This window comes from Bradyrhizobium sp. (assembly GCF_019242285.1).
Taxonomy (GTDB): Bacteria; Pseudomonadota; Alphaproteobacteria; order Rhizobiales; family Xanthobacteraceae; genus Bradyrhizobium.
In genome coordinates this window covers 1-12022 of record NZ_JAFAVV010000954.1, presented here as the reverse complement: position 1 = coordinate 12022, position 12022 = coordinate 1, and the positions used below count along the sequence as shown (strand labels likewise).

At 64.5% G+C, this 12022-nt stretch carries 9 protein-coding genes; 2 read left to right on the top strand and 7 right to left on the bottom strand.

The genetic code is table 11. The annotated features are described in order from the left end of the window. Nucleotides 1–2472 (bottom strand): winged helix-turn-helix domain-containing protein (locus JOY90_RS39050; protein WP_291696409.1); only part of this gene is annotated, 2472 nt, incomplete at its 3' end. Nucleotides 2473–3027: 555 nt separating this feature from the next. Here JOY90_RS39050 and JOY90_RS39045 point away from each other — a divergent pair. Continuing rightward, nucleotides 3028–3921: an SDR family NAD(P)-dependent oxidoreductase gene (locus JOY90_RS39045; RefSeq protein WP_291696408.1), complete on the top strand. Its 894-nt coding sequence runs from the start codon at nt 3028–3030 to the stop codon at nt 3919–3921. 290 nt (nt 3922–4211) lie between these two features. Then, complete coding sequence (locus tag JOY90_RS39040; protein ID WP_291696407.1) at nt 4212–5216, top strand: helix-turn-helix domain-containing protein; 1005 nt, start codon at nt 4212–4214, stop codon at nt 5214–5216. Nucleotides 5217–5438: 222 nt separating this feature from the next. On the opposite strand, the gene cbbX is transcribed toward JOY90_RS39040, so the two are convergent. The 6 genes from cbbX to JOY90_RS39010 form a co-directional block, all read right to left on the bottom strand. After that, the gene (gene cbbX / locus JOY90_RS39035; RefSeq protein ID WP_291696406.1) at nt 5439–6371 is read right to left on the bottom strand and encodes a CbbX protein; all 933 of its coding nucleotides are present in this window, start codon (nt 6369–6371) and stop codon (nt 5439–5441) included. Between the two features lie 2 nt (nt 6372–6373). Then, nucleotides 6374–6793: a ribulose bisphosphate carboxylase small subunit gene (locus JOY90_RS39030; protein WP_291696405.1), complete on the bottom strand. Its 420-nt coding sequence runs from the start codon at nt 6791–6793 to the stop codon at nt 6374–6376. A gap of 12 nt (nt 6794–6805) precedes the next feature. Continuing rightward, complete coding sequence (locus JOY90_RS39025) at nt 6806–8266, bottom strand: form I ribulose bisphosphate carboxylase large subunit (protein ID WP_291696404.1); 1461 nt, start codon at nt 8264–8266, stop codon at nt 6806–6808. A 34-nt stretch (nt 8267–8300) separates the two neighbouring features. Further along, nucleotides 8301–9383 (bottom strand): class II fructose-bisphosphate aldolase, encoded by a 1083-nt coding sequence (gene fba, locus JOY90_RS39020; protein ID WP_291696403.1) that lies wholly within the window; start codon nt 9381–9383, stop codon nt 8301–8303. 13 nt (nt 9384–9396) lie between these two features. Continuing rightward, entirely contained in the window at nt 9397–11421 is a 2025-nt protein-coding gene (tkt, locus tag JOY90_RS39015; RefSeq protein WP_291696402.1) for a transketolase, read from the bottom strand. Next, on the bottom strand, nt 11418–12022 hold a 605-nt coding region (locus tag JOY90_RS39010; RefSeq protein WP_291696401.1), incomplete at its 5' end, for a phosphoribulokinase. The genes JOY90_RS39010 and tkt, both read right to left, overlap by 4 nt.

Below are 12022 nucleotides of genomic sequence, written 5' to 3'. Positions count from 1 at the left end.
GAGCGGAAGCATGAAGCGCGGCAGGAACCTGGCCTGACCAGCTCGATCCAGCGCCTTGCGAAGCACGCTCGCGCCCGCAGCCGGATCGCCGCGCCGGGCGACCAGCATGCCCTGCAGGCATTGCGCCCACAAATGCCAGAGACGGATCGGGTGACGTTCAGTGTGTTCCAGGAGCGCGGCGCAATGGCGCTCGGCGGCGTCGAAATCTCCAGCGAGATAGGTGATTGGACACGCGCCCTGCCCCAGCACGCTGCAATAGGTCAGGGCGTGACCGATGGCGATGCCCTCCTCGATATTGCGCTCCACCAGGCGCAACGCCCGGTTTGCAAATCCCTGCAACCACAGGATCCGCGCCTGGAAATAGTGCGTCGACACCCGCAAATCGAAACGGAAGCGAACGATCTGAGGCGTTGCCCTCAGGTCTTCCAGGCGCACCAGCACGCGATCGATGTGGTGACGGGCGCGCTTCTGGTCGCCGAGAAAATGGAGCGACGTGGCGAGCAGCCGGTCGGCCATCATGGCGTCAACCACGTCGTCGGACTGCGCGACGAGCGCGGCAAATCGGGATGCGAACTCCAGCGCCTTGCGAAACTCTCCGTTGTTGAACTGGTCGATGCACAGGCCCCAGAGCGCGCGCAGCCGGTACTCGCGATCGTCGAGCAGGTCTGCGACCTCCAGCGTGACCGCCCAGGCGGGACCCGCTTCGCGGGCGCGGCCGACGCCGTACATCAACGACCAGCCAAGCGCCGCGGAGAGCTGCATGCGCAGCCGCCGAGCCCGTGCATCGTCGTCAACCAGGCGCGACAATGCCCGCTCGACCCGCTCGCGACACTCGCCGAGCAGCGAGAGTTGAATCCAGAGCGGAACGGCCGCGGCCGTCAGTGCGACGCCGGTGCGCTCGTCGCCTTCCGGCGAGAAGGCCCAATCGATGCCGGCGCGAACGTCGCCAATATGCCGCCCGTAGGCCGCGAGCCATTTGCTCTGCGGCCTCGTCTCGCTTTCCGCTTCGGCCTTGGCGAAGAAATCGAGATAGAAGCCCGCGTGACGACGTGCGGCTTCGGTGTATTCACCGCTGGCTCGCAGCTTCTCCAGCGCATAGGCACGGGTCGTTTCGAGCAGGCGATAGGAGGACAGGTCGCTGCCGACATCGGCGACAACGAGCGATTTCGCAACGAGATTGGCAAAACAGTCGAGGACGACGGCCGGGTCGCCGTCTCCCACCACGGCCGGCACCGCATCCAGCAGGAAATCCGCGGCGAACACCGCAAGGCAGCGCAGCACCCGCGCCTCGATCTCCGGGAGCAGGTCGTAGCTCCAGTCGAGCGTCGCCCGCAGGGTTCGCTGCCGCGGCAGGGCCGTTCGCCGGCCGGTGGTGAGATATTTGAGGCGCTCGTCCAGGAGGGAGGCAACCTCCGACAGTCCCATCGAGACGACCCGTGCCGCGGCGAACTCGATGGCCAGCGGAATCCCATCGAGCCGGCGACAGATGGACGCGATCGCCTCGAGATTTTCCCTGGTCGGCCTCAACTCGAAGCCCAACTCCCGGGCCTTGGCGATGAAGAGCTGAACCGCGGCATGTTCGAGCGCTCCGGCTTGTCCGACGGCATCCTCCGGGGGCACCTCGAGCGGGAGCACACGGTAGACATACTCGCCCTCGACGCGAAGGACCTCCCGGCTCGTCGCCAATATCGTCACCCGCGGGCAGCGGTTCACGATCGTCTCGGTGAAGCTCGCCACCGCATCGATGACATGCTCGCAATTGTCGATGATGAGCAACAATTCCCGTGGACCGACGGACCGTGCGACGGACTCGGCCGAGACTGCCTCACCCTCCAGCTTGATGCCGAGAACACCGGCAACGGCAGAGGGCACCAGATCCGGATCGGAAAGCGCCGCAAGCTCGACCACGACACAATCGCCCCGGGAGATCGGCGACATCGCACGCGCGGCCTCGAACGCAAGCGCCGTCTTTCCGATGCCGCCCGGCCCGGTGAGGGTAACCACACGATAGGCCGACAAGAGATCGCGCAGTTGCGCGACGGCCGTGCCTCTGCCGATCAGATTGAACCGGGAGGCCGGAAGGTTCGACGTCGCGGCTGCGACCGATGGCCGGGTGGCGGCTCTCCCGGGCTCCGCGACGTTCGCCTGCCGAACGTCCCAGTTGCCCAGAAGACGATAGCCGCGGCCAATCGCCGTCTCCAATAGGCTGCGATCGGCGCCAAGCGCCTTGCGGATGGCCGCAACGTGGACCCTCAGGGCAATTTCCTCGACGGAAATGCCCGGCCATACCTTTTCGATCAAGTCGTCCTTGGTCACGAGTTCGCCGGCGGCCTGGACCAGTTCGGCAACGATTTCAAACGCCCGACCGCCCAATGGTACGGGTACGCCCTTGGACCGCAACTCGCGCCGGGCCAGATCGATCTCCCAGCGGCCAGCAGCATAGACCGGCCGCTGGCTAACCTCAGCTACCATCGCCGTTCTGCTCCCCCGAACTCGAACGTCCGGAAGTTAGCATCTCACCGATCCATCTGCGACCCCTGTGCCAAATCGGCCATGCTGGAAAAGCCCGTCGATTGGCGGCTGGCGGGAGCCGGGTTCCGCGCCCTGGTCGATCAAGTTTGTCACAATCGCGCGCCGCGAAAGGTGTCGGCCGATCGCGATTGCGTTTGGCGACGAGGGAGACGGCCCGCGTCTTTGTCGGTTGCTCGGCTACGGCGGCACAACCACGCTTCCAACAATCCGAAACGGTATGCTTCCCTGCCGAAGGTACCGGTGCTTCCCGGCGACAAGGCCGAGCCCTGGCTGCATTCGGCGCCGAGCTTCTTCTTCTCCGGGCAAATACGGGCTTTCCGGAAAAGTTCGTGCATTTTGGCAATCCTTGCAGAACGCTGGAAATACCCCCCTGCAGGACGAGCGCAATCTCCGTCCGGCCCCTGGGTCCAGGGACGATCAGGACGACGCTTCTGCGATGTCGTTTGTTCGCGCGACCGGTGGCTGGGGACGTGAAGTCGGGCTCAGGTAGAGGAAATGCGCAAGATCATCATCGTTACGGGCGCGGCAAATGGCATCGGAGCAAGGACATGTAAGGCGTTGGCACTCGCGGGGCACGCGGTATACGTAGCGATGCGCGAAACCGGGAGCCGCAATGCCCATCGGCTGCAGGAAGTCGAAGAATTCACCAGGCAGCATGACGTCGAGATGCGGGCCATCGAGCTTGACGTTTCCTCCGAGGACTCCGCCGATTCGGCGATCGAGGCAATCATCTCGGAGCATGGCCGGCTCGATGTCGTGGTGCACAACGCGGCGCAGATCGTCTACGGGCCCACGGAGGCCTTCACCGCGGAGCAGCTCGCGGAGCTCTACGACGTCAACATCCTGAGCACCCAGCGGGTCAATCGCGCGGCGCTGCCGCAGCTACGCAAGCAGGGCCAGGGCCTGCTGATCTGGATTTCATCGAGCAGCGCGCGCGGAAGCTCCGTGCCCTTTCTGGGCGCCTATGCCTCGTCCAAAGCCGCCCTCGATGCGCTGGCGCTCGGCTATGCCGCCGAGCTCGCCCGTTGGGGTATCGAAACCACCATCATCGTTCCGCGAGCATTGGGGCGCAGCCACTACATTCGCTCCGGCAGGCCTCGCGACACCGCCAGGGCGGAGGAATATGCGGACGGCCCGACCGCCGATGTCAGCGAGATCGCGCTCGAGGGGCTGGCCGATCTGTCTCCCCAGGATTCCGACCCACAGGAGGTCGCGAACAGCATATTGAAAGTCGTGGAGACGCCGTTTGGCCGGCGTCCTCTGCGGCTTCATTTTGATCCGGACGATGATGGGGCCGCCATCGTCGACGGGGTCGCCGACCGTATCCGGGCGGAGCTGCTGCGGCGGATCGGTCTTGCGGATCTGCTCAAACCAGCGGTGATCAAGTGAGACGCCTGCGCTCGGGCGCACTGACCGCGATCGTTGCGGCCTCACGGCCTGCCTACACCCCCTTAACATCGGTATCGGCCGCTGAACGACCAGATAACCCACTAATAATAAATGACAATCCGAATTGATCCATTGTCGGCTCGCCTGGCCGAGTTTTGCAAAACTTAACAGCGCGTAAGCATCGATAACGAGCTTTGCAGCGCGGCGCGCGTACCCTCCATCGCATCGCACTTGTCGAATTCGCGAGTTCATCTGCCGCCGAGGGCCGTGAACTCCAGAAAGGACGAACGATGCTTACCGATGCACAGGCGGGCCTCGCCTGGTTCGACGTTCGAGCCGGTTCGGGGGATGAAGAAATCCATCGCGGAGCGCGGATGCTCCGTCAGGAACGAAAATGGCGCCAGCTCGAATCCGACCTCGACGGCGCAGCCGGGGACATCACGGTGTCGCGGTGGACCAACGTCGAAAGCGATCCCCTCCGGGAAGAGGCAACGTCTCCACCCCATCAGTATTTCATCGGCGTCGCCCTGAAGGCCGCCCGCCTCCGGTTGACCAGGGGACGCAAGACCATCTTCGAGGGCACCATGCCGGCGGGCTCCCTGTATGTGAGCGCCCCATCCCAGCAACTCAGTGCCCAGTTCGACGCGCCATGCGACTTCCTGCACTTCAACATTGCCGCCGACTATTTTCCGGCGAGGCAATCGATGGCCCGGCTCGTCGCCAGCGAAAATCTGAACGATCTCGTTCTCTTGCGGAATTCCTTCGCCGAGCAGCTTGCAAGGACGCTGGTCGAAAACGCGGAGGCCGCCGACCGAAAGTTCACGCATTGCATCGGGCAAACCCTGGCGATGCATGTTGCACGGCTCGAGCTCCCGCAAAGCAAGGTCAACGCGTTGCCGAAATGGCGTCTCAGGCGTGTCGAGGAATATGTCAGGGCGAACTTCGACCGCTGCGTGACCCTTTCCGAGCTGGCCAAAGTCGCCGGCCTCTCACGGATGCACTTTGCGGCACAGTTCAGGATGGCGACAGGATACCGGCCGCGCGAGTATCTCCTGCACCAGCGCATCGAACATGCGAAGTCGCTGCTGTCGAACACTGCAACGCCGCTTGCGGAGATCGCGTTGGCCGTCGGCTTCTGCACGCAAGCGCATTTTTCGACGGTGTTCAAACGGATCACACGCGAAACGCCGGCGCGCTGGCGCTGCGCGAGCAGGAACGCATTGCCGACCGTGCCGGAAGTTTCGGCAAGGCGAGGCTTCGATGAGCAAGGCCAGGAGCTGCGCCGCGTCGCCTGACAACGATGCGACATCGGAATCGATCGGAGCGGATCGTGGTCCCGCCGATCTTGCGCGCGCTCCGATCTCGTCGGTCATCGCGAAGAGCTGGTCGCCCTGGCAGCGGCTATCCGGACACGTCTTTTCGGCCCCTGCAGACACTTTTCAAAATTGCACGGCGAGTTCGACCCAATGACGCATCCCGTCGCACCGTGCGCGTCCACCGCCGCGAAATCATGCAGCTTATGCCGCGTTCCCCGCAGAGGCCGCCGCAAACACCCGGCTCGCCAGCACGTCCTCGGCCTCGATCGACATCACGTCCTCGCTGGTCAGCAGGCGATCGAGCCGCGAGACCAGCCGGTTGGCCTGGCGCAGGCGGATGCGGTCGAGCGCATTGCGGATCGAGCGCGCATTGGAGAACAGCGGTTGGGTCTTGCGCACGGCAATGTAGCGCACGAAAGCGTCGCGAGCGTCTGGCGCGAATCGGTAGCTCTGCCCCTCCAGCATCAACTCCGCGATGGAAAGCAGCTCGGTATCGGAATAGTCCGGGAAATCGATGTGATGCGCGATACGGGAGCGGAAGCCCGGGTTGCTCTCGAAGAATTTTTCCATACGGTCGCGATAGCCTGCGAGAATGACAACGAGGTCCTCGCGCTGCGATTCCATCACCTGCAGCAGAATCTCGATCGCCTCCTGCCCATAATCGCGCTCGTTCTCCGGCCGGTAGAGATAATAAGCCTCGTCGATGAACAGCACGCAGCCCATCGCCTTCTTCAATATCTCCTTCGTCTTTGGCGCGGTATGGCCGATATACTGCCCGACCAGGTCGTCGCGGGTGACGCTGATGACGTGTCCGCGCCGGACGAAGCCAAGCCGATGCAGGATACCCGCCATCCGCAACGCTACCGTGGTCTTCCCGGTGCCGGGATTGCCGGTGAACGACATGTGCAGGGTCGGAAAGGTGGTGGCGAGCGCCATCTTCTGGCGAATGCGCTCGATCAGGAGCAGCGAGGCGATCTCGCGGATCCGGGTCTTGACCGGAATGAGACCGATCAATTCCTGGTCGAGCTGCGCCAGCACCGAGGCCACATCAACCGCCTCGAATTCCTGGCGCAGGTCGATGGTGTCGACCGGCATCGCCGCCATCTCCTCAGGCTCGGTCGCGGAAAGGGTCATGGTCAGCCGTAACGCTCGCCTTCGGGCTTCGCCGCCGCGTAGGCATGGGTCGAATAGCTGATGTTGCGGCCGCGCTGCTCCTGACGGTCGAGCCGAAAGCCCGGCTCCTCCTTCGGGCGATTGACGATGAAGGAGATGCGGACCGACTCCCAGCCATGGCTGGAATCGAATCCGGAGACACGGATGTAGCGGTCGCCATAGACGCGTCGGCATTCGGCGAGCTCTTTCATGATGCCGGCGGCGTCGCGCAGGTCGAACATCGGCAGGCCCCACATCTCCCAATAGGTATTGCGGGGGTGCGGGTCGTCAGTGAACTCGATGTTCACTGCCCAGCCCTTGTCGAGGCAGTATTGCACCTGGGCGGTGATTTGCTCGTCGGTCAGGTCGGGCAGGAACGAGAAGCAGCCCTGGGTTATGCGCATCATGTGCTCCTTTCAGACCGCCATGCTCGGGGTCGGGACGAAATCCGGCGCGTCGGTCGATTCATAGTTGAACGTGACGTTCTTCCAGATATCGAGCGCCTCACGCAGCGGCGTGCAGCTCTGCGCAGCCCTGGCGAGAATTTCCGGCCCCTCATGCAGATAATCGCGGCCCTCATTGCGGGCGAGGATCATCGCCTCCAGCGCGACGCGATTCGCCGTGGCGCCGGCCTGGATGCCGCGGGGGTGGCCGATGGTGCCGCCGCCGAACTGCAGGACGACATCCTCACCCAGCAGGTCGAGCAACTGGTGCATCTGGCCGGCATGGATGCCGCCGGAAGCCACCGGCATCATCCTGTTGAGGCTCGCCCAGGGCTGGTCAAAGAACACGCCATGCTCGAGCCGCATCGGATTGAAATCCTCGCGGCAGATGTCGTAGTAGCCGCGCGTGGTGTTGGGATCGCCCTCGAGCTTGCCGACGACGGTGCCGGCATGGATATGGTCGACGCCTGCGAGCCTCATCCACTTGGCGATGACGCGGAAGGAGACGCCATGCGTGCGCTGCCGCGTGTAGGTGGAATGGCCTGCACGATGCAGGTGCAGGATCATGTCGTTCTTCCGCGCCCATTTCGCCATCGACTGGATCGCGGTGTAACCGATGACGAGGTCGATCATGATGACGACCGAGCCCAGGTCGCGGGCAAATTCAGCCCGCTCGTACATGTCCTCCATCGTCGCCGCGGTGACGTTGAGGTAGGTGCCCTTGATCTCGCCGGTCGCGGCTTGCGCGCGATTGACCGCCTCCATGCAATAGAGATAGCGCTCGCGCCAATGCATGAAAGGCTGCGAGTTGATGTTCTCGTCGTCCTTGGTGAAGTCGAGGCCGCCCTTCAATGCCTCGTATACCACGCGGCCGTAGTTGCGGCCGGAGAGCCCGAGCTTCGGCTTGACGGTCGCACCGAGCAGCGGACGGCCGAACTTGTCGAGCCGCTCGCGCTCGACCACGATGCCGGTCGCAGGCCCCTGGAAGGTCTTCACATAGGCCACCGGCAGCCGCATGTCCTCGAGCCGCAGCGCCTTCAGCGGCTTGAAGCCGAAGACATTGCCGATGATCGAGGCGGTGAGGTTGGCGATCGAGCCCGGCTCGAACAGGTCGAGGTCGTAGGCGATGTAGGCGAAATAGCTGCCGGGCGAATTCGGCACCGGCTCGACACGATAGCATTTCGCCCGGTACTTCTCCGCCGCGGTCAGGCGGTCGGTCCAGACCACGGTCCAGGTTGCGGTCGAGGATTCGCCCGCCACCGCCGCGCAGGCTTCGGTCGGGTCGACGCCGTCCTGCGGCGTGACGCGGAACAGCGCAATGACATCGGTATCCCGGGGCTCGTAGGCCGGCTCCCAATAGCCCATGCGCTTGTATTCCATCACGCCGGATCGGTAGCGGTCCTTGCCGCGAACGGTCATCGACTGGTCGTTCATCGGATCCTCCTTGTCATGGTTGCGTGGGGACGGCTCATGCCGCCTCGGTCATCTCGCCGATGCGCGGATCGAGCGCGCCGGAACGATAGCGCCTCGCCATCTCGGCCAGCGGCACCACCTTGATCTTTGGAGCATTGCCGGCGGCGCCGAACTGCTCGAAGCGCTCGCGGCAGAGATCGCGCAACGCGTCCATCGCCGGTTTCAGAAACTTGCGCGGATCGAACTCGCTCCTGTTTTCGGTCGCGACCTTCCGGAACATCGCCGCCATGGCCAGCCGGCAATCGGTGTCGATGTTGACCTTGCGGACGCCGTGCCGGATGCCGCGAACGATCTCCTCGATCGGAACGCCCCAGGTCTGCGGCATCTCGCCACCGAAGGAATTGAACAGGTCCTGCATCACTTGCGGCACCGACGAGGAGCCATGCATCACCAGGTGGATGTCGGGCAGGCGCCGGTGGATTTCCTCGACCACATGCATGGCGAGAATCTCGCCGTCCGGCTTGCGGGTGAACTTGTAGGCGCCGTGCGACGTGCCCATCGCGATCGCCAGCGCATCGACCCTGGTGGCGCGGACGAAGTCGACCGCCTGCTCCGGATCGGTCAGGAGCTGGTCGTGGCTGACCTCGCCCTCGACGCCGTGACCGTCCTCCTGCTCGCCACAGCCCAGCTCCAGCGAGCCGAGCACGCCGAGCTCACCCTCCACCGAGGCGCCGATCCAGTGCGCCATCTCGACCACGCGCCGGGTGATGTCGACATTGTAGCCGTAGTCCGCCGGGGTCTTGGCGTCGGCCTTCAGGGACCCGTCCATCATGACGGAGGTGAATCCGTATTTGATCGCTGTCGCGCAAGTCGCTTCATCGTTGCCGTGGTCCTGGTGCAAGCAGAGCGGGATCTGCGGATGCATCTCTTCCAGCGCATCGATCATCTTCGCCAGCATGATGTCGCCGGCATAGGACCGCGCGCCGCGCGAGGCCTGGATGATGACCGGCGCGTTGACGGACGCCGCCGCTTCCATGATCGCAAGCCCCTGCTCCATGTTGTTGATGTTGAAGGCCGGCACGCCGTAGCCGCGCTCCGCCGCGTGGTCCAGCAACTGCCGCAAGGTGATTCGTGCCATCTCCTGTCTCCGTTCAAACCCGCTTCCGCGCGATCAACTGCCTTGCCGCCTGCGCCACGGCGTCTGCGATGATCCCGAACTCGCGATAGAGCACCTCCGCCGGCGCGGAGGCACCGAAGCCGGTCATGCCGACGAACGCGCCGTCGTCGCCGAGCCAGCGCGGCCAATCGCCCTCGATGGCAGCCTCGACGCCGACCCGCGGTGCGTCGCCCAGAACCTTGCGCTGATAGTCGCGCGACTGCCCGCGGAACAATTCGAAACAGGGCGCGGAGATCACCGCTGCGCGGATGCCTTCGCCTGCAAGCGCCGTTGCCGCTTCGAGCGCGATCGAAACTTCGGAGCCGGTCGCGATCAGCGTGACATCGCGCGGTCCCTCCGGCTCGGCCACGACATAGGCGCCGAGCGCGACGAAATTGGCCGGTGCGGACGCATCGCGAAAGGCCGGCACCGCCTGCCGCGACAGGCAGATGATCGAGGGCGATGTCTCGGCACGGAGCGCGCAATCCCATGCTTCCGCGGTCTCGATCGCGTCGGCGGGCCGTAACACCAGCAGGTTCGGGATTGCGCGCAACGCGGCGAGATGCTCGACCGGCTGGTGCGTCGGGCCGTCCTCGCCGAGCCCGATCGAATCATGGGTCATCACATGGATCACCCGGACTCGCATCAGCGCGGCGAGCCGGATCGCCGGCCGGCTGTAATCGGAGAAGGCAAGAAAGGTCCCGCCATAGGGAATGAAGCCGCCATGCAGCGCGATGCCGTTCATCGCCGCCGCCATGGCGTGCTCGCGGACGCCGTAATGCAGATAGTCGCCGCGGAGGTCGTGACGGCCGACGGGCCGCTGCGTCCTTGCCTTGGTGAGATTGGAGTGCGTGAGATCGGCCGAGCCGCCGAGCAGGTTCGGGACCGCCGGTGCGATCGCGTCAATCACCTGCTGCGATGCCTGCCGCGTCGCAAGCTTCGGCCGCTCCGCAGCGAAGCGCTCGCGAAGCCTCCTCATCGCCTCGGCGTAGGCGCCAGGCAGCTTCCTGTTGAGCGCATCATGGAACGGCGAGCGTTCGCCGCCGGATGTACGGCGCGCGCGCTCGATCCAGCCACGGCGTGCGTCGCGGCCGCGCTGACCGGCTTCGCGCCAGGTGGCTGCAACATGGCCGGGAATCTCGAACGGCGGATATGGCCAATCGAGCGCGGCTCGCGTCTTCACCACCTCGTCAGGCCCGAGCGGCGCGCCATGCGCCTTTTCGGAGCCCTGCCGGTTCGGCGCACCAAATCCGATCACAGTGCGGCAGGCGATAAAGGACGGCCGGTCGCTCATCTTCGCGCCTTCGATGGCAGGGGCAATGGCACAGGGATCGTGACCGTCGATCCGACTAACCGACCAGCCGGCCGCCGCAAAGCGCTCCAACTGATCGTCGGAGCAGGACAGCGAGGTGGCGCCGTCGATCGAAATCTCGTTGTCGTCGAACAGCACGATCAGGCGGTTGAGCCGCAAATGACCCGCAAGCGAGATCGCCTCGTGGCTGAGGCCTTCCATCAGACAGCCGTCGCCGGCGATCACGTAGGTAAAGTGGTCGACCAGATCGTCGCCAAAGCGCGCGTTCATCAGCCGCTCGGCGAGCGCCATGCCGACCGCGGTTGCGAGCCCCTGCCCCAGCGGGCCGGTCGTGGTCTCGACACCCGGCGTATGGCCAACTTCGGGATGACCGGGCGTGATCGACCCCCATTGCCGGAAGCGCGTGAGCTGATCCAACGTCATCGCCGGATAGCCGGTCAGATGCAGCAGCGCATAAAGCAGCATCGAGCCGTGACCGGCCGACAGCACGAAGCGGTCACGATCCGGCCAGGCCGGATCGGCCGGGTCGAATTTCAGGAATTGCGAGAACAGCACGGTCGCAACATCAGCCATTCCCATCGGCATGCCCGGATGGCCGGACTTCGCCTGCTCGACCGCGTCGATGGCGAGAAAGCGGACGGCGTTCGCCATCTCGGGATGGCTCACCTTCGAGCGGTCGACGACGGACGGCAGCGATGACACGTTCATATCGTGCGCCTTCTTCGTTCGATCAATTGCAGGATCAGCGGTGTCAGGATAAGCTGCATCGCGAGATCCAGCTTGGCACCGTGGATGACGATCGAGTTGGCGCGCGACATGAAGCTGTGCGGGATCATCGAGAGCAGATACGGGAAATCGATGCCACGCGGATTCTTCAGCCGGATCACCACCATCGATTCATCGGGCGTCGGGATCCACCGCGCGATGAACGGATTGGACGTGTCGACCGTCGGCACGCGCTGGAAGTTGATGTCAGTCTCGGTGAACTGCGGGCAGATGTAGTTCACGTAATCCGGCATGCGGCGCAGGATCGTCTCGGTGACGGCTTCGGTCGAATAGCCGCGGTCGGCGCGGTCGCGGTGCAGCTTCTGGATCCATTCGAGGTTGATGACGGGCACGACGCCGATCTTGAGATCGGCGTGCTGGGCGATATTGACCTTGTCGGTCACCACAGCCCCATGCAGGCCTTCGTAGAACAACAGGTCGGACTTTTCCGGCAGCGGCGCCCATTCAGTAAAGGTGCCGGGCGGCGCGCCATAGAGTCTGGCTTCCTCGTCGTCGTGAACGTAGTGACGCGTGGCGCCGGTGC

Coding starts and splice junctions, on each gene's coding strand:
- JOY90_RS39040 (WP_291696407.1), top strand. CDS start 4,212: ATGCTTACCGATGCACAGGCGGGCCTCGCCTGGTTCGACGTTCGAGCC.
- tkt (WP_291696402.1), bottom strand. CDS start 11,421: ATGAACGTGTCATCGCTGCCGTCCGTCGTCGACCGCTCGAAGGTGAGC.
- JOY90_RS39030 (WP_291696405.1), bottom strand. CDS start 6,793: ATGCGCATAACCCAGGGCTGCTTCTCGTTCCTGCCCGACCTGACCGAC.
- cbbX (WP_291696406.1), bottom strand. CDS start 6,371: ATGACCCTTTCCGCGACCGAGCCTGAGGAGATGGCGGCGATGCCGGTC.
- fba (WP_291696403.1), bottom strand. CDS start 9,383: ATGGCACGAATCACCTTGCGGCAGTTGCTGGACCACGCGGCGGAGCGC.
- JOY90_RS39045 (WP_291696408.1), top strand. CDS start 3,028: ATGCGCAAGATCATCATCGTTACGGGCGCGGCAAATGGCATCGGAGCA.
- JOY90_RS39025 (WP_291696404.1), bottom strand. CDS start 8,266: ATGAACGACCAGTCGATGACCGTTCGCGGCAAGGACCGCTACCGATCC.